At 60.7% G+C, this 17609-nt stretch carries 15 protein-coding genes; 7 read left to right on the forward strand and 8 right to left on the reverse strand.

Features of this window, described 5'->3' with window-relative positions:
• The first annotated feature begins 101 nt into the window (after positions 1 to 101).
• The 3 genes from CK228_RS12845 to CK228_RS12855 all read left to right on the forward strand — a co-directional run bounded on the left by CK228_RS12845 (position 102) and on the right by CK228_RS12855 (position 3439).
• The gene (locus CK228_RS12845) at positions 102 to 1847 is read left to right on the forward strand and encodes a hypothetical protein (RefSeq protein WP_143750581.1); all 1746 of its coding nucleotides are present in this window, start codon (positions 102 to 104) and stop codon (positions 1845 to 1847) included.
• Positions 1840 to 2826: a hypothetical protein gene (locus tag CK228_RS12850; RefSeq protein WP_095788086.1), complete on the forward strand. Its 987-nt coding sequence runs from the start codon at positions 1840 to 1842 to the stop codon at positions 2824 to 2826. Before CK228_RS12845 ends, CK228_RS12850 begins: the two co-directional genes overlap by 8 nt.
• Before the next feature lie 409 nt (positions 2827 to 3235).
• A complete protein-coding gene (locus CK228_RS12855; RefSeq protein WP_095770387.1) occupies positions 3236 to 3439 on the forward strand; it encodes a hypothetical protein in 204 nt (67 codons plus the stop codon).
• Positions 3440 to 3581: 142 nt separating this feature from the next.
• On the opposite strand, the gene CK228_RS12860 is transcribed toward CK228_RS12855, so the two are convergent.
• Positions 3582 to 3791, reverse strand: coding sequence for a hypothetical protein (locus CK228_RS12860; protein WP_095770386.1), 210 nt, complete (start codon positions 3789 to 3791; stop codon positions 3582 to 3584).
• Between the two features lie 130 nt (positions 3792 to 3921).
• Between CK228_RS12860 and CK228_RS12865 the strand changes: the two genes are divergently transcribed.
• Positions 3922 to 4458 (forward strand): inorganic diphosphatase, encoded by a 537-nt coding sequence (locus CK228_RS12865; protein ID WP_095788087.1) that lies wholly within the window; start codon positions 3922 to 3924, stop codon positions 4456 to 4458.
• A gap of 225 nt (positions 4459 to 4683) precedes the next feature.
• Here CK228_RS12865 and CK228_RS12870 read toward each other — a convergent pair whose 3' ends face one another.
• The 6 genes from CK228_RS12870 to CK228_RS12895 form a co-directional block, all read right to left on the reverse strand.
• Positions 4684 to 5454, reverse strand: a complete 771-nt coding sequence (locus CK228_RS12870; protein ID WP_095788088.1) for an SDR family NAD(P)-dependent oxidoreductase — start codon at positions 5452 to 5454, stop codon at positions 4684 to 4686.
• A gap of 13 nt (positions 5455 to 5467) precedes the next feature.
• Positions 5468 to 6463 (reverse strand): ABC transporter permease, encoded by a 996-nt coding sequence (locus tag CK228_RS12875; protein WP_095788255.1) that lies wholly within the window; start codon positions 6461 to 6463, stop codon positions 5468 to 5470.
• 120 nt (positions 6464 to 6583) lie between these two features.
• Complete coding sequence (locus CK228_RS12880; protein ID WP_095788089.1) at positions 6584 to 7624, reverse strand: sugar ABC transporter substrate-binding protein; 1041 nt, start codon at positions 7622 to 7624, stop codon at positions 6584 to 6586.
• Positions 7625 to 7664: 40 nt separating this feature from the next.
• Complete coding sequence (locus CK228_RS12885) at positions 7665 to 8429, reverse strand: ATP-binding cassette domain-containing protein (RefSeq protein ID WP_095788090.1); 765 nt, start codon at positions 8427 to 8429, stop codon at positions 7665 to 7667.
• Complete coding sequence (locus CK228_RS12890) at positions 8429 to 9592, reverse strand: ROK family transcriptional regulator (protein ID WP_095788091.1); 1164 nt, start codon at positions 9590 to 9592, stop codon at positions 8429 to 8431. Before CK228_RS12890 ends, CK228_RS12885 begins: the two co-directional genes overlap by 1 nt.
• Before the next feature lie 306 nt (positions 9593 to 9898).
• Positions 9899 to 11200 (reverse strand): M23 family metallopeptidase, encoded by a 1302-nt coding sequence (locus tag CK228_RS12895; protein WP_095770381.1) that lies wholly within the window; start codon positions 11198 to 11200, stop codon positions 9899 to 9901.
• Positions 11201 to 11508: 308 nt separating this feature from the next.
• On the opposite strand from CK228_RS12895, the gene CK228_RS12900 reads away from it, so the two are divergent.
• Complete coding sequence (locus CK228_RS12900) at positions 11509 to 12504, forward strand: sterol desaturase family protein (protein ID WP_095788092.1); 996 nt, start codon at positions 11509 to 11511, stop codon at positions 12502 to 12504.
• Positions 12501 to 13643, forward strand: coding sequence for a GNAT family N-acetyltransferase (locus CK228_RS12905; RefSeq protein ID WP_245438017.1), 1143 nt, complete (start codon positions 12501 to 12503; stop codon positions 13641 to 13643). The genes CK228_RS12900 and CK228_RS12905 overlap by 4 nt, the downstream gene beginning before the upstream one ends.
• Before the next feature lie 28 nt (positions 13644 to 13671).
• On the opposite strand, the gene CK228_RS12910 is transcribed toward CK228_RS12905, so the two are convergent.
• Positions 13672 to 14139 (reverse strand): peroxiredoxin, encoded by a 468-nt coding sequence (locus CK228_RS12910; protein WP_095788256.1) that lies wholly within the window; start codon positions 14137 to 14139, stop codon positions 13672 to 13674.
• A 95-nt stretch (positions 14140 to 14234) separates the two neighbouring features.
• Between CK228_RS12910 and CK228_RS12915 the strand changes: the two genes are divergently transcribed.
• Positions 14235 to 17609, forward strand: a complete 3375-nt coding sequence (locus CK228_RS12915) for a DUF3971 domain-containing protein (protein WP_095788094.1) — start codon at positions 14235 to 14237, stop codon at positions 17607 to 17609.

The raw sequence follows: 17609 nt of genomic DNA on the forward strand, positions 1-17609 counted from the left end.
TAGCTGATACGTTTGTGCTGCGAGACCGCGAGTTCAGGATTGTGTGCCAGCAGAATAATTCGTTAGTCGTTGGCCCACGAGGGAGTGGAAAGACGACGCTCTTGAAGATGCTCAAGGTCGGTGCCCAAGCCAGGTGGAGAGCGAAGCGGAGAGGCAAGGCAACCCGACGCTTCTCGTTTGCGCCGATATATGTTGGTGCCGATCGGCAATTCGAACTTGTAGCAAGGAACCTTCCGGAAAGTAGCGATTCCCCGAAAATTGTCGACCTTCTCGCTAAAGCTCTACTTTCGACGCGCATAAAATTTTCATGCCTCGACACAGTACGTGAAATTACTGACACTTCACTGCTAAGTTTTGAGAATGTATCGCATCAGTACATCGAAATTAGTCGTGACATGGAAATTCTTGTTTGCCAATCTCTTTCGGGCGCTTGGGGATTGTCCAGAATAGCATACTCTTTTTTGGAAATTAGGTCTCTGCTCCAGCTTCACATTGCCAGTATTAATGCGATACTTGAGAAAGTTCGTTATGGGATGATCGATGATATCGATGACGTGATGGCGCACGACAGTTTCATTACGCATGATCCGATTTACGCGTGTTCCTCATTCGTTGATATTTTTAACAATGCTACCAATAGGCCCGAGAAAATCTGGGCGCTCTGTGTTGATGAGCTAGAGATCATGCCGCGTGCTCTCCAGCGCCAACTGTTTTCGTATTTGCGTTCGGTGGATCAGAGAATCGTCGTAAAGCTGGCGACTAGTCCGTTTTCAGGTATTTCATGGGAACGAACATCTGAAGAAGGACCTATGGTCGGTCATGACTACACGCCAATCAATTTGGCTTTCGCAAACAAGAAGGATGCCAAGCGTTTCACCGCGAAACTATTCGATGCATTGCTGAACGCCGAAGGCATGCGATACCGTGGGCGACGACCAGCTGAACGAGCGGAGTCTGTTCTTGGTACTTCTTTGATCCAAGAGGCAAACTCGTCCCATCTTCAACGTCGGGCATATGTTCCACCCGACGGAGAGCACTATAAGCGGTTCGCAAACCTACGAGACAATGACGTGGCATTCAGGCAATTCCTCGAGGATCGGAACATCGATTTAGAGACGGTATACAAGGAGCCTGAAGACCGACGTGCAGGATTGGCTAGGAAATATATTTGGCAGGTTGCGATCAGGAACGAATACGGACCAACGAACATATTTCGGCGGTCGGACGAATCAGTTTCTTCTCGGTCACCTAGTCGGAAGCGGTTGTCGGATGCTTACTTAGGATACGACTCGCTCATCACTGTTTGTGAGGGCAATCCCCGTACGACTATCGGACTCCTACGCCCTTTGGTAAAGCACTTCGTTGGGGAAGGAAGCGAGGTCCTCCCGGAAATCCAGGCTTCATATCTCCAGAGCGCTATCGCCAAGTACGTTTCACTATTAGCTACCATTCCTATCGAGCGAGACTCGCGCTCCATAATTGATGTCCTCGACCAAATCGGTGAGTACCTGTCGTTTGAAGTCAACGGCCCGACCTTTAAGCCAGAGCCGTCGCTATCAATACGAATCGACCGGAATGTTCCGGCGGAAATTCAGGAAGCCATTGGCAACGCGATGAACCAGGGCGCGTTCGTCATGTTGTCGGACGACATCGGTCTATTTGACTTCGGTTCTGTAAGTGGGGCTAGGCTTCGGCTTTCGTATATGCTGTGCCCCCGATATCATCTTCCCCTCACATTCGGAAAGTCAATCAATCTCTCGACCATTCTTGGCCAAGAGCGGGGTCGTAGGCGCTATAATAACAATTTATCTATCAATGACTTATTTTCGGCTGCGGGCGATGAATAATATAGTCTATAGGGCCACCCAAGGGCTTTGGCATGCCGGCGATTTTATACACGCCGATGCGATCGTCTACGCAGTAGGATACGAGAGTAGATCTCTTTTTGCATTGGAACACGCCTCTGTGCAAGAAGGCCATGTCTTAGCGGTAAGATATACATCCAATCATATTTTCGCTTTTGATCAGAACCTTGCGGTCGCGGAGGATCGTCGGCATCTCATCGTTGCGGATAGACCTGACGAATTAGGGCCTGCCTTAGAACGGTTCGTTCAGCAGGAATTCAGCAAGGCGGAGCCAGTTTCAATCGCGGTTGATGTGTCGGCGATGAATCGCTCACTCATGGCTGAGATTCTGTTGAGGATACAACGGGAAATTCGTCCAAGGGACAGACTTGTCCTTCTCTATTCGCCTGCAGAGTTCCAAGAGCCATCACTGGAGTTGGTTCCACTCAAGGCAGTAACAGCTGCCCATCCTGCGCTTGCCGGGACTATCACCGATCCGAGCCGGGGAAGATGCATGATTCTTGGCTTGGGCTACGAGTACGGCATATCGTTGAGCGTTTTAGATACGCATGAGCCCGAGATGAGCTTTATCTTCCGCCCTGTTGGGTTTGACAGTCGCTTTAGCGAAAGCATGAAGAAGGCCAATTTCGAATATGATTTTGGTGAACGGAGTTACGAAATAATCGAGTATAGTCTTGGGGATATACCCGGACTTTTTAATGACATGAGTTCGATAATGACGTCGTCAAAGCACAACTATTCCATAACGTGTGTTCCGTTTGGTCCAAAGATATTTAGCGCGGTCTCGATTATCGCCGCAGCAATCAATTACCCAGATGTGACTGTTCTAAGATACGCTATGAGCGAAACAATCGAACCTAGGGATGCGAAAAGCTCTGGGCTCGTAATTGGTTGCATACTGGAGGCAATCGCATATTCTCGACCTAAGGTATATTCAGAGACATGGGCCTACATGGGCTGACACTAGCTTGGGTATTTTTGGAAGTGCTTGGATTTGCTGAGCGTAGTCAGGGCAGGAACTCCATGGGTTTTGTGGCATCACAGTTTTTTCAAGGGTCCATCCTGGCTATCGACCGTCGAGATTGGTCCTGACAATGGCATCACTAGCGTGCGAATACCTCATTAGTTGAGCAAGGGTTCTGTGACCTGAGATTGATGCGACCTCGGGAATGGTAAGACCAAGCTCAAACAGCTTGGAAATCGCTTCGGGTGTGTTTTCAATATCCAATGCATGCGGTCTCCCGCCCGTCCTCCGACCCTGCCGTCTTCCCGTAAACAGGCTTTTCGCAGGTTGCGATTTCGCCGATGGGAACGTTAGCAGGGCTTCGAAGTTTCTTGACCGCTAAGGCGACCTTGCGCGGAGGTGGCAAATGAAGACGACAGTTGGACCGGATACCGTCGACGTGGCCAAGGCGGTCGATACGATGCTCACGGAGCATGACCCTCGTGCCTTTCTATCGATGGCCGAATTTGTCGAAGTGCTTCGTCAAAGAACGGGAACCGACCGTTCTGACGCGGATCTGAAAGCCCTCGTCACGAAGAAGGCGGCTTTGCTTGATATCGTTATGGAGTGAAGGCCAAGCTCGGCTGCGCAGCTTGGGCAGGATGCTGTTTGCGTATCGGCGCGCCTGATCAGCCATTTCAGGGGCCCTGTTTTGTGCGGCGTGCCACCAGGGGCAAGGCTGCCCGCGAGATCGACTGAACAAGGCCGGCGCGCTACATTTTGTTCCGCCGCTTTTCGATAGCATAGGATGTCCAGCGGCAGCACATGCCCGCGATCGATGTGGCGGCGCCGCCAAACAGGCATGCCGCAAGCAGCGGGTCTTGCGAGGCACTTTTCCAGCTGACCACCGCCAGCAAAATGACGCTTACCATCGAGACCACATAGCCGATACCTTTCAGCGTATGCGGCGAAACCTTAGCCATCGCACTCTCCCCTTCCACGCCTATGTTGAACATCTGTATCGGCGCCAGGTTCCGTTCGTCGGTTGGCCACGCGGGAACCTTTTGCCCGTTCGCGCGTGCTACTGCGATCTGGGCACTGGATGCACAAGCCATGACAAACTTTCTGAAACTCCCTGCGAAGTCGCGGAAGCTGTTTCGCGTTGTCGTCGAAACGCCGCGCGGAGCAGCCGCCAAGCTCGCCTACGACCCCAAGACGGGCGTCTTTCAATATTCAAGGCCGCTGCCGATCGGCAACACATATCCTTATGATTGGGGGTTCGTACCTTCCACCGTCGGGGAGGATGGTGATCCGCTCGACGGGATGGTGATCCACCAGGCCGCGACAGCACCCGGCGTGGTCATCAAGTGCGATCTGCTCGGTGCATTGCGGGTGAAGCAGAAAGACCCTGATGGGGCGGTCGTCCGCAACGATCGTTATATTTTCTGCCCGCGCAAGGAGGATGCGCCGGACAAGCCCGTCGCTGCCGACCATTTGCCGCAGGATTTGCGCCGGGAGATCGAGCAGTTCTTTTTGTCCTCCGTGCTGGGCACGGGCAAGACGATCAAACTGAAAGGCTGGCAGGACGCGGAGGAGGCTGCCAGGTCGCTCGGCAAGGGTGCCAGGGCTTTTCGGCGCAATAACAGGTGATGGCTGGCCGCGTCTTCCGCGATCACACCATAGGCTGAAATGGTCACGTGGTACACAATACAACCAGCAGCGGTCGATTCCCACCGGGATGTAGCCACTCCAAAAGCCCGTCGCGGGTCGCCCCGTGGCGGGTTTTTTGGATCCGAGGATGCGGGCCACAACGGGCGAGCGTCCTGACGCCTCCTCTGAGTTGATCTCTCCGCGTCGCCCAAAAGACCTGAGTTCTCAAGGCGGCACCATCCGGAAATCCTTGCCCTCGGGCAGCAATTGCCCGCCATCGACGACAATGGTCGTGCCGGTGATGTAGCTGGCGTCGTCCGAGGCAAGGAACAGGAAGGCATTGGCGACATCGCGCGGACTGCCGAGCCGGCCGAGCGGGATCGAATCCTCCATGTTCTTGATATAGGCGGCGCCGCGATGCTGCTGGATGGCTTCGGTCAGGATGTTGCCGGGTTCGACACCGTTGACGGTGATGCCGTAGCCGGAGAATTCCAGCGCCGCTGCCCGGATGAAGCCGTTGATGCCTGCCTTTGTCGCCGAATAATGGCCGTGGCCGGGGCTGGTGACATGCGGCCCGGTGATGGAGGAGGTGTAGAGCATGCGTCCGCAGCGCTGCGCCTTCATCGGCACCAGGGCCGCGCGGGTGGCATTGAAGGTGCCGCGCAGATTGACGGCCATCACCCGATCCCAGTCGTCGGTGCTGGTGTTCTCGATCAATTGCCAGGGATAGATCCCGGCATTCTGCACGATGATGTCGAGGCGGCCGTATTGCTTCAGTGCCAATGCCACCGCGGCCTCGGCGTCGCGCATTTGCGAAATGTCGGTGCCGATGAAGGGGACACCGAGTTCATCTGCGGTCGCTTGCCCGGCCTCAGCCTCGCTGTCGGCCAGCACCAGCCTTGCGCCTTCTTCGGCAAAGCGCAGTGCGATGCCCTTGCCGATGCCGCGCGCGCTGCCGATGATCAGCGCCACCTTGTCTTTCAATCGTCCAGTCATGCGAGCGGTCCTGTCATGCCAGTCTCTGGCGAATGGTTTGCTTGAATGCGTCGAGCAGCACGGCCGCCAGCACCAGCAGTCCGTGGATGACCTGGGTGAAATTGGCCGGTAGCCCCATGAGATTGATCGCCGTGTTGATGGCCGAGAGCAGAAGCACGCCGGCGTAGACGCCGGGCAGGGTGCCGACACCGCCCTTCAGGCTGACACCGCCGATGACGACCGCGGCAAAGGCGTTGAACAGAAGGCCGACGCCGAGATTTGCGGTGGCGCCCGAGGTGCGGATCGCCAGCAGCCAGCCGGCAAGGCCGGCAATGGCGCCGGCAAGCACGAAGGCGATGATGAGGTTGCGGTTCACCCGGATACCGGCCCGGAAGGTCGCCGTCTCGTTGCCGCCGATCATCACCAGGTGCCTGCCAAACGGTGTCTTGGACATGATCAGCGAGAAGACGACGAAACAGGCGATGGCGATCCAGGCGGTGAGCGGCAGGCCGATCAGCCGCTGGATGCCGAACCAGCGGATCGCCGGTGCAAGATCCTGCGCCGAGCGGCCGCCCGAAATCACCAGCACCAGGCCGCGCACCCAGATGTAGGACGCCAGCGTGATGATGAAGGCGCTCATCTTGACCCTGACGACCAGAAACCCGTTGAAGGCGCCGATCAGGCCGCCCACGGTCAGCGCCAGCAGCAGCGATACCGGGACCATCAGCCATTCGGGATGCAGTTGAACGCCAAGGCCGATGCCCGACGAGCAGAACAGGATGCCGACCGCCATGGCGCTGAGTGCGGCGACGGATTCGACCGACAGATCCATGTGGCCGGCGATGATGACCAGCGCCAGGCCGATCGACATGACGCCGAGTACGCTCGATGCCTCGATGATGTTGGCGAAGATGCCGAGCTGGAAATAGTTCGGGATGAAGATGGAAAAGACCACCAGCACGAAGACCAGCATGAACCAGACGAGGTTGTCGAGGGCGAACTCCAGGGCTTGGCGGGTGCGGAGGGTCATGGACTGATCCGGCTGGCGCATGACCCCGAAAATTCGATTTTCGGTGACGATCTTGCGCGGATTGGAATTGCGGCGGAGTGGCTCCGGGCCTGAGTGGCCCGGAGCGGCTTGCGCGACGGTCTATTCGACCGATTTGACGGTGTCCGTCGGCGGCTTCTGGTTGCCCCAGAAGGCCGGATTGTCGACGTTTTCCTTGGTGATGGCCGCACCCGGGATCTTGATGTTCGGACCCCAGGCTTCCTTGGTCACGACCGACTTCAGGCCAAGCACGTCATAGTCGCCGGGCTTGATCTCCTGCTTCTTGACGACCTTGTCCATGAACATGGCGACGGCCGCGGCCTGTGCGTAGAGCGGCTGTTCGACTTCGACATTGAGCCAGCCCTTTCGGATCAGGTCGAGGCCGACCGGAGCGCCGTTCGAGCTCATCAGCATGACGTCGCCCGGCTTCTTGCCGGCGGCCTCGAGCGAGGCGACGGCGGCGACCGAGAGATGCGCGGCATGGCTGAAGATCAGGTCGATGTCGGGGTTTGCCAGCATCTGGTCGGCGACGATGGTGCCGGCATTGCTGGCCTCCCACTGCATGGCCGGCAGCGAGATGATCTTGACGTCCGGGAACGCCTTCATCTTCTCCTCGAAACCCTTCTGGATGTCGAGCGTATAGGGATCGCCGGGATCGCCGAGCACCTGCAGCACCTTGCCCTTCACGGAGCCGTTCTTGACTTTCAGCAGTTTTTCGGCCTGGTCCGCGGCGATATGGCCGATCTCGACCGTACCCGCCACCGAGGTGAAGTCGGAAGGCGTCGAGGTGATCTGGCGGTCGAACTCGACCACCGGGATGCCGGCGGCGCGCGCGGCCTCTATCGACGGCTTCAACGCATTGAAATCGACCGCCGCCAGGATGATCGCCGCCGGCTTCAGCGCGATGACGTCGTTCATCTGCGACTGCTGCGCGTCGGTCTTGTTGTCGGCGTTCAGCGTCTTTATGTCGTAGCCGACCTGCTTCAGGAACAGCTCCAGCGCGGTGACCGAGCCGGTCTGGAATTCATCGAGCAATGTCGGCACCAGATAGTAGACGGTCCCCTTGGACTGGGCGAATGCCGGCGTGAGCGTGGCAACGGCCAGTGCCAGGATACCGAAGACAGCAAGAAGTATTCGCTTCATGTCGTTCGCTCCTGTTGAGCCGGACCCCTCTTTGTGTCCCTCAGCTCGCCGGTCCGGCACCGGCAGGCGTCTCCCCGGTAATCATGTTGATCACCGCATCGGGACTTGTTTTGTTTCTGGCGACATCGCCCGCCACGACGCCTTGCCGGATCACCACGATCCGGTCGGCGACCTGAAAAGCCTGCTGCATGATGTGGGTGATGATGACGACGCCGATGCCCTGGCTCGCCACCTGGCGGATCATGTCGAGACCTCGCCGCGTCTGCTCGACGCCCAGCGCCGCGAAAGGCTCGTCGAGCAGCACCAGCTTGCCGCCCCAGTGGACAAAACGGTTGAGTTCGATGGCTTGCCGCTGGCCGCCCGAGAGATGCTCGACATTGGTGCGCAGCGACGGAATGCGGGTGCCGGCACTGGCCAGCGCCTTGGAGACGACTGCCTCCATGGCGCGCTCGTCGAGCACAGGAATGCCGAGCACCTTCCTGGTGATCTCGCGGCCCATGAAGAAATTCGCCACCACGTCGACATTGGTGCAGAGCGACAGGTCCTGGTAGACGGTTTCGATGCCCGCCGCCTTGGCCTCGGCCGGCGACCTCGCGAGAAACTCCTTGCCTTCGAACAGCATGCGGCCCGAGGTCGGCTCCAGTCCGCCTGATATGATCTTGACCAGCGTGGATTTGCCGGCGCCGTTGTCACCCAGCAACGCCACGACCTCGCCCTTGCCGATGGAGAAGCTGATCCCCTTCAGCGCTTCGATCGCGCCATAGTTCTTGGTGACGTTGTCGAGCACCAGCAGCGGTTCGCTCATCAGGCAACCTCCTTGGCCGTCAGAGGATCGCGGCCGCGCTCGCGCTCGGCGGCGAACATCTGGCCGAAGCGCGGCGACAGCACTCCCGAGACCGCAAGCGCGGCGGCGCCGCGCAACACCGAATGTTGCCCGCCGCGTGCGACCATCAGCCGGGGCGCGATGCGGTCCTTGCGCGCCGAGACGGAGTTGTGCAGGCCGCCGGTCGACCCGGCCAGCCGTTCGAGCAGGTCGGTGGACGCCAGCCCGCCGAGGATGACCGTTTCGGGGTCGAACAGGTTCTCGATGACGGCGACGGCATTGTGAAAGATCGGCGCGACTTCCGCGACCCAGTCGGCCTCCGTGCCGTTCCAGCGCCGAAGCGCCTCGAGCGAGAGGTATCTTTCGAGGCAACCCCGGTTGCCGCAGGGACAGGCCTCGCCGCCCGGAACGACAGGGATGTGTCCGACCTCGCCGGCATTGCCCCAGGCGCCGCGCTGCACGGAACCGTCATGAACCATCACGCCGCCGAGGCCAACACCGAAATAGAGATAGTAATAGTCGGAGAATTGAGCGCCGAGGCCGTAGAGCCGCTCGCCCATGGCCGCCGCAACCATATCGGTTTCGAAGAAGGCCGGCAGTCCGGTCGAGGCTGCCAGCCGCTCGCGCAGCGCTACATCCTTCCAGCCGGTCATGGTCGTCGGGCCTACGAAGCTCATGGATTCGACGCCGAACGGTCCCGGCAGGGCCAGGCCGACCCCAAGCACCCGTCCGCCGGCCCGTAATCCGGTCAATTCAATCACCATCGCACCGATCAGCTCGAAGGCATGGTCGGGCGTCGCGCTCGGGGCCTTGCGGTAAATGCTCTCGATCACGTCGCCGCTCAGATTGATCAAAGCGGCATCGATACCGAGTGGGGTGATATGGATGCCGACGGCATAGCCGCCCTCGGGATTGATGCGCAGCGTCGCCGGCGGCAGGCCGCGCCCCCTGGGCTCCTCGCGCAGGGAGAGGATGTAGCCCTGTTCTTCCAGTTCGCGAACGATGGTCGATACGGTCTGGACGGTCAGCCCGACGCGGCTGGCGATTTCGCCGCGGGCGATCGGCCCATGCAGGCGGATGGATTCGAGCACGATGCGCCGGTTGTATGGCCGCCCGAACTCCTGATTGGTCCCCCGCAATGCCATGCCTTGCGCTCCCGATTGACGCAAGGTTCGCACCAAAGATTTATTCAGTCAAATGGAATTCAAAAATAATTCGAGAGCAACATCACGCCCGGGAAGGCTGCAAGCCGCACACCGGGCCTAGACTGGCCTAAGGCCGTGGACCAGTCGCCTTGCCGGCGCGTGGGGATGATGCGTCTGCTGGGAGGCAAAAAAGGCGAAACAGGCGTCCGAAAGCCCCGCACGGATGGCGATCGCTCACCTGGAAATCAAAGCAGGAAGATCTATTCGAGAGCTATTGGGTGCCAATCAGGTCAGGACTGGCGCGCCTCAGAGGTACTGGGCCACCTTCTTGCCGACGGTGAGGAAGCGCAAGGGATCGATCGCTTCGCCATTGTGGCGCACTTCATAGTGCAGATGCGGACCCGTCGAGCGGCCGCTGCTGCCGGTCTTGCCGATGATGGCGCCGGCGTCCAGCTTCTCGCCCACGGTCACGTCGATTTCGCTGAGATGCCCGTAGCGGGTCGCAAAGCCATTGCCGTGGTCGACCTCCACCATGCGGCCATAGCCGCCGTTCCAGCCGGCCTTGGTGACGATGCCGGGCGCCGTGACCTTGGCCGCCGTGCCGATGGGCGCCCTGAAATCCATGCCCGAATGCAATGCTGCGGTGCCGAGGATGGGATCGGTGCGCACGCCGAACGGGCTGGTGACGGAGTGGCCGGGGGCGGGGTTGGCAAGCGGCAGCTGGCGCGCTTCCTTCTTCAACTGGTCGAGCGTGTCCAGGGCTTCGTCCAGTTCCTTGACCTTGCTGTCGAAGATCATCGAACTGTCGAGTGGGATCAGCGGGCCGCCGACATCGCTTTCGTTCTTGCCGAAATCGCTGTCGACCGGCAGTCCGGCCGCCTGCAGCGCCTCCTGGATGGCATCGGCGCTCTTGTAGGCATTGTCGGCAAGCGTGCTGATGCGGGTGAGTTGTTCGTTCTCGATGGATTTCAGCGACTGGTTGATCGAGACGAACAGCTTGTCGGCACGATCGGCGGCTGTATCGCTGGGCAGCGGATCGGTGCGGGTCGACCACAAGGAGAACGGCCTGGCATCGGCAGCACCCAGGTCGGCGCCAAGGCTCGCGACCGCGTAATTCCGCGCGGGCTGGCTGATGCTGCCAGTCACCTCGGCGTGCTTGTCCGGTTTGGCGGCCGCGGGATCCTCGGCGGGCGCTGCTCCCACCTCGTTCTCGGCGCGCTCGAGCAATGGTCCGAGACGGCCATGGCGCTGGCTGAGCTGTGTCTGGCGTTCAATCAGTTCGCTGACCTTGTTTTCCATCAACTGCTGGTCGAGCAACTGGCGGCTGGTGATGCGGTCGACCTGGGCGCGGAGCGCCGAGATGCGGTCTTCGTAGGCCTGCTGCATGCGCGCCTGGCGCGCGGTGGTGGCGCCGATCAGGTCGTCGCGCAGCACGAGATAGGAGGTGGCCAGGAGGTAGCCAATGGCAATGGCGGCGAGTGCTGAGCCGATGAATGCCGCGAGCCAAGGCCGGATCGTGAAATGCCTGATCTCGTTGCCGCGGGCGATGATGACCGTGTGGGGTTCCTTGCGCCTGCCGAAGACTGCGGACTGACCGGTTGCGTTCACGGGACCAAGCTTTCGTTTACGACACCACGACAACTTGGATTACACATTATTAGGGTTAACAAAGGCTTGCCGGATCGATCGCCCGACGCCGAAAGCACGCGGCGCGCGTAGAGGGTTGTATGAAAATGGCCAAGGAAGCGTGCGTAATGCCGTGAAATCATTGGCGATGAGCACCAATCTGCTGCCAGCGAAGCGGCCTGTCGGTCGCGATCGAGGTCTAGGTTTCCTTAACTGTCTTCGATTGCTTTTAATTGACGGTTTTCGACTAGAAGCGGTACCGGGGTTTGGGACACACTATGGCGGCAGGAATGCTGGGCGATCTGGCTGGCAAGATCCTCGACAAGATCTCGGGCACCAGTTTGCTGGCGACCGGGCTTTTGCTGCTGACTGCTTTTGTCAGCGCGCTCGTCGCCTATTGGCGCACGGTCGAGGAGAAGAGCTGGAAGGAGTTCTTCGAGTTCGTCATCCCGCACGAGGTCATCACCCATCCCTCGGCGAGGGCCGACCTGCTGTTCTGGGTCACGAAGAAGACCCTGATGCCCTTCCTGATGCTACCCGCTGGAATAGTCTTCGTCTCGGCGGTGGGCTACGCAACCAACTGGCTGTTTTCGACACTCTTCCAGTTCCAGCCGCCGCTGGTCGAGGGACCGGCAGGCCCGGTGACGGTGCTGATCTTCACCATCACCATGCTGCTCGCCTACGATATTTCCTATTATCTCTATCACGTCGCCCAGCACCGCTATCCGGTGCTCTGGGAATTGCACAAGGTGCATCACTCGGCCGAGGTGATGGTCGGGATCACGAAGGACCGGGTCCACCCGCTCGACGAGTTGATGAATCGTGCCTGGGATGGCCTCGTCGTCGGCATCTGCTTCGGCATCTGGTCGCTGATTTCACTGAACCTTGTCGAACTGACCGTCTTTGGCGTCAACGTCTATGTCATGCGCAACATCCTGATGATGGATTTCGTCAGGCACACGCATTTCAAGATTTCGTTCGGCCCGCTCAACAATGTGGTCCTGTGTCCGCATTGGCACCAGCTGCATCACAGCACCGATCCGCGCCACTACGACAAGAATTTCGGGCTGCTCTTCTCGTTCTGGGACCGACTCTTCGGAACATTGTGCGTGCCGAAACCCGATGAGGACTTCAAGTTCGGACTGGTTGACCGCAATGTGCGCGACTACCAGTCCCTCGCCGGCCTTTATGTGATGCCGTTGAAGCGGATGTGGGGGCATATTGCCAGGCGCATCCGGCCCGCAAAGCCAAGGACCTCGCGATCATCGGAAGGGACACGGCCATGAACGGTCCCTTCGTGCTGGCGATCCCGCGGACACGCACCTTCGAAGTCGTGACATCGGCGGCGCGGCTGGCCGAGATCGCACCGGCCTGGACCGCGCTCTGGCAGCGAGCCGGCGGGCTTGTCTTCCAGCACCCGGACTGGATCGCAGCCTGGTGGCGCACCACCCCGCATCAGGAGCGGCGCACGCTCAGGATCGGGCTTGCCTGGAATGGCGAGCGGCTCGACGGCGTGATCGCGCTCGCCACGTTCAAGCGCTCCGGCATCCGCTTGCTCGAATGGGCGGCGAAGGATCACAGCGACTATGGCGACGCGCTGGTTGCGCCCGAAAGCGATCCGCAGGTGATCTCCCGCCTCTGGCAGCATGTTTTTGACCAGGGCGGCTTCGACCTCGTCTATCTCAACCGCCTGCTGCCGAATGCCAGTGTCCGGGCGCTGCTGGATCCGGCCTCGCGCCATGGCAAGGCGCTTCGGCCCAACCACCGCAGCGAAATCAGCTACCGTGTCGTCGGCCCCTGGCAAAGTGGGGCGGAATGGTTCGAGGCGCAGTCCAAGAAAGCCCGACAGAACTACCGTCGTGGCCGCAAGTTCATGGAAGAAGCCGGTGCACTGCGTTTGCGCCTGCTCGATGCGTATGACCCACGCGAGCCGGTGCTCGCACGCGTCGCGGTGCTGAAGCGCCTCTGGCTCGCCCGGCATGGCCGCGCCTCGGACCTGTTCGACGAGGGCTCGCCCGTTCTCGCCGCGCTGGTTTCGGTGCTGGCCGAACTCGGGCTGTTGCGCATCTTCGTGCTGGAACTCGACAACACGATCATCGCCGTCTCGATCAATTTCGAGCAGCACGGCACGATGATGGCTTTCGTCACCACCTATGATCCCGAATATGAGCGAGCCTCGCCGGGCATGGTGCTGATGATGGATTATATCCAGTGGTCGCTCGACCGTGGCCTTGCCAAAGTCGATTTTCTCTGCGGCGGCGAGGATTTCAAGCGGCGCTTCGCCACGCAATCAGTCAGGCTGTCGTCGATGATCGGCGCGCGCGGTCTGCGCGGCCATCTCGCCGCGCTGGCCGATCGTGCGGTCCATGGCACGAAATCCTGGCGGGCACAGCGGCAGCCGAAGGCACAAACGCCCGACCAGTAACGACGGCTCGTATGGGCCTTGGCCGCGCTCAAAGCGCGCGAACGGCTTCCAGCACTTCCTCGGCATGGCCCTTGACCCGGACCTTGCGCCAAATCCTGGCGATCCGACCGTCACGTCCGATCAGGAACGTCGCTCGCTCGACGCCCATATATTTGCGGCCATACATCGATTTCTCGACCCACAGATGGTAGGCCTCGATCACCTTGCGCTCCTCGTCGGCGGCGAGGTCGACGGTGAGGTTGTATTTCGATTTGAACTTGTCGTGCTTCTTGACGTTGTCTGGTGACAGACCGATCACCACAGCGCCTGCCTTCTCGAATTGCGGTTTCATCTGTGAAAAGCTGATCGCTTCCTGGGTGCAGCTTGTTGTGTCGTCCTGTGGATAGAAGTAGAGCACCACGGGTTTGCCGGCAGATGCGGCCAGGCTGAGCGAGCCGCCGCCATCCCGGGGCAAATCGAATTGCGGCGCAAGATCGCCCACGTCGAGGTCAGCCATATCGATGCCCTTGTTTGAGGTTACGCGCGACGCCACACCGATATAGTGTCGACCGGGGATTCGTCCACGAGCGAATTTGTACAACGGAAGATTGCGTGGATCAGGAGCAACCGCAGCACGAGAAGATCCGGTTCAGGCGTGACGAGATCACCGACCTGGGGGCTTTGCCATCCGCGTGCCGCGTTCCACCACTCGGCCAGGCGTCGATCGGCCGCGGCTTCCGCATCCTTTCGCGCGTGTTCGCCGGCATGGTCGCGTTCGTGTTGCTGGCCGCGGTCATTGTCTATCTGGTCGGAGCTTCCGGGATCGGCTCCGAGCGGCTTCGGGCGGAAGCGGAGACCGCCATCGAGAAACTCGCCGGTGTCGATGTTAATGTGGCGGTCGGGCCGGCGCGCATCACGCTCGACAGTTCGAGCTTCGTCGCGCTTCAGGTCAGCGACGTCAGCCTGAAGACATCGGACGACAAACCGATGGCGGATGCTGGCCGCGTCCGCTTCGGCATGCGCCTAATCCCGCTTCTTTGGGGAGAGGTGCGGCTGACCAGCGCCAGGATATCGGATGCTCACATCGTTGTGGCGGCGATGCCGTCCGGCGGCGACTGGACAGCGCAATTGCGCAATGAGGACGGCCTCGTCGATCCGGAGAGACTGTCCGACGCGCTGTTCGGCAACATACATCGCGCGCTCGACGCCGCGCGGGAAGATTCGATGCGCCGGATCGATCTCAGCAATGTCGAATTCGTGCTGCCAGACGCGGGGGCGATCAAGCTGGTCAAGATCGCCGACGCCACCGTCGTACAATCGGGGCCGGGCGCCGTGGAGTTTTCCTCAGAGGCGGATGTCGACGGCAGGAAGGTCACGGTTGCCGCCTCCGCCACCCGAGATGTCGCCGCCCATCGCGTCACGGCGCTGACTGCGAGCGTCGATCTGTCATCTGCCGACGCCACCGGCGCCGGGAAGCTGGGCGCGATCGCGTTGAAGCTGACGGGAGCGGAAGGATCCGGCACCAATGAATCACGGCTGACGGCCTCTCTGTCGTCCGCCGGGTCGGTGCTCGATCTTGGCACGCGCGGCTTGCTGCCTGCCGATGTCGATGTCGATGCGACGCTTGTCCATGGCAGCAACAAGATCCAGGTCGACAGGCTGTTGCTGAAATCCGGCCGGTCCTCTTTCAATTTCGGCGGCTCGATAGGGCCAAAGCCGGCGACAGGGGCGGCGGGCGAGGAACCGTCCTACCGCTATGACCTGACCAGCGACGGTTCGACCCTGGCGCCATCGGAATCGCCCGAGCCCGCGCTGACCTTCCTCGCCCGCATCGCCGGCGTCTATCAGACCGAGAGCCATAAATTGGTTGCCGAGCAGATCGCGGTTCGGTCCGCCGCTGCCGGCGAGGTACTCGGCACCGCGGCCGTGGCTTTCGTTGACGGCAAGGCCCCCGGGATCAATCTGGCGCTCAACGTGCACGACATGCCGGTCTCGCACGTCAAGCAGCTGTGGCCGTGGTTTTCGGCGCGCAATGCGCGGCTCTGGGTGCTGGACAATCTATTCGGGGGCCGCGTCGTCGATGCCAACCTCCAGTTCCAGGTCGTGCCGGATCGCCTCGGCAACGGCGTGCCGCTTTCGGCCGACGAGGTGTTCGGCCGCTTCCAGATCGAAGGCTCGCGTTTTGACACGGCCGGCCGCATCCCGCCGATACGCGACGCGGTCGGCGTCGTCGCCTTCCACGGCAATGACGTCGACATTTCGCTCTCCTCGGGCACCGTCTTCATGCCCAGCGGCCGCACCGTGGCGGCCAGCAACGGTACGCTGGCGGTCAAGGCGGCGAACCGCCCGCCGGTCATCGGTGCGCTCGACATCGATGTGGAGGGCGAGGCGCCGGCTGTCGCCGAACTCGCCTCCTACGAGCCGATCAACGCCATGCGCCATGTCGGCTTCCTGCCGGAGGATCTGTCCGGCAGCGTCACTGGCCATGTCCGGGCCGACATTCCGCTGCAGTCAGGCGTCGATACGTCGAAGCTCGACTGGCTGGTGTCGCTCGACTACACCGGCCTGTCGCTGGCCAAGCCGTTCGAGGGACAGACCGTGACGGATGCCGACGGCTCGATCACCGTCGACCCGGAAAAGGCGGTGATCTCCGCCAAGGCAGCGCTCAACGGCATTCCGGCCGAACTCGACCTTATCGAACCGTTGGCGGACAACGGGCCGGCGCGCAGCCGCAAGGTGGCCCTGGTGCTCGACGACAAGGTCCGTGCCGCGGCCATGCCCGGCCTGACGCCGCTGCTTGGCGGAACGGTGAAGGTCGCGATCGACAAGAGCGGCAGCGGCAACCAGAACGTCTCGGCCGACCTGACCAATGCCAGGCTGGACATTCCCTGGGCCGGCTGGAGCAAGGGGGCAGGGGTTCCCGCCAACGTCACCTTCGTCATGACCAAGGCCGGCGACACCACGACACTGTCCGATTTCAACCTCGACGGCAAAACATTCGCCATCGACGGCAGCATCGTGCTGGTCAACGGCGCCCTGTTGTCGGCCAGGTTCGGCAAGGTCACCTTGAACCGGGGTGACGACGTCGCGATTTCGGTGAAGCGCTCGGGCAAGGGCTACGCCGTCGACATAAACGGCAACGCGCTCGACGCCCGTTCGCTCATCAAGCAGTTCACCTCCGATGTGGACACCGCGACCAAGACGACCGGAACGGACAACATTTCCGTCAGCGCCGACGTCGACCAACTCACCGGCTTCCATGACGAGCAACTGTCCAATTTGAAGCTCGACTACAGCGCGGCCGGCTCAAGGGTGAACGGGCTGAAGGTCAGCGCCACGGCAAGTTCGGGCGCGGCTATCACCATCAGCAACACCACCGGCGACGGCCGGCGCTCGCTCAACGTGAAGTCGGCGGACGCCGGCGCGATATTGAGGTTCCTGAACGTCTACGAGCACATGGAAGGCGGCTCGATCATGCTGGCGCTGACGGGAGCCGGCGACGGGCCGATGACGGGCAAGGTCGACACCAGCAACTTCTTCATCGTCAACGAACCGAAGCTCGCCTCCATTGTCTCGACCACGCCGGCCGGCGACAACCGCAGTCTCAACCAGGCGGTCAAGGGCAATCTCGACACATCGCGGGTCAAGTTCGAACGCGGCTATGCCGAGATCGAGAAAGGCAGCGGCTATCTGAAGCTGGCCAATGGCGTGCTGCGCGGTCCGCGCATCGGCACGACGTTCCAGGGCATCCTCTACGACCAGAACAACAATATGGACATGACCGGCACCTTCATGCCGGTCTATGGCCTCAACCGCATCTTCGGCGAATTGCCCATCGTCGGCGCGCTGCTGGGCAACGGCCGCGACCGCGGCCTGATCGGTGTCACTTATCGGCTCAGGGGCAATGCCAACAAGCCGGTGCTTGACGTCAACCCGCTCTCGGTGATCGCGCCGGGCATCTTCCGGTCGATTTTCGAGTACCGGTGA

The sequence above is a fragment of the Mesorhizobium sp. WSM4312 genome, assembly GCF_002294875.1.
Classification (GTDB): domain Bacteria; phylum Pseudomonadota; class Alphaproteobacteria; order Rhizobiales; family Rhizobiaceae; genus Mesorhizobium.

What these genes read in the sequence shown, in the direction of transcription:
- CK228_RS12850 (WP_095788086.1), top strand. Translation starts at nt 1,840, where the DNA reads ATGAATAATATAGTCTATAGGGCCACCCAAGGGCTTTGGCATGCCGGC.
- CK228_RS12855 (WP_095770387.1), top strand. Translation starts at nt 3,236, where the DNA reads ATGAAGACGACAGTTGGACCGGATACCGTCGACGTGGCCAAGGCGGTC.
- CK228_RS12860 (WP_095770386.1), bottom strand. Translation starts at nt 3,791, where the DNA reads ATGGCTAAGGTTTCGCCGCATACGCTGAAAGGTATCGGCTATGTGGTC.
- CK228_RS12865 (WP_095788087.1), top strand. Translation starts at nt 3,922, where the DNA reads ATGACAAACTTTCTGAAACTCCCTGCGAAGTCGCGGAAGCTGTTTCGC.
- CK228_RS12870 (WP_095788088.1), bottom strand. Translation starts at nt 5,454, where the DNA reads ATGACTGGACGATTGAAAGACAAGGTGGCGCTGATCATCGGCAGCGCG.
- CK228_RS12875 (WP_095788255.1), bottom strand. Translation starts at nt 6,463, where the DNA reads ATGACCCTCCGCACCCGCCAAGCCCTGGAGTTCGCCCTCGACAACCTC.
- CK228_RS12880 (WP_095788089.1), bottom strand. Translation starts at nt 7,624, where the DNA reads ATGAAGCGAATACTTCTTGCTGTCTTCGGTATCCTGGCACTGGCCGTT.
- CK228_RS12885 (WP_095788090.1), bottom strand. Translation starts at nt 8,429, where the DNA reads ATGAGCGAACCGCTGCTGGTGCTCGACAACGTCACCAAGAACTATGGC.
- CK228_RS12890 (WP_095788091.1), bottom strand. Translation starts at nt 9,592, where the DNA reads ATGGCATTGCGGGGGACCAATCAGGAGTTCGGGCGGCCATACAACCGG.
- CK228_RS12900 (WP_095788092.1), top strand. Translation starts at nt 11,509, where the DNA reads ATGCTGGGCGATCTGGCTGGCAAGATCCTCGACAAGATCTCGGGCACC.
- CK228_RS12905 (WP_245438017.1), top strand. Translation starts at nt 12,501, where the DNA reads ATGAACGGTCCCTTCGTGCTGGCGATCCCGCGGACACGCACCTTCGAA.
- CK228_RS12910 (WP_095788256.1), bottom strand. Translation starts at nt 14,139, where the DNA reads ATGGCTGACCTCGACGTGGGCGATCTTGCGCCGCAATTCGATTTGCCC.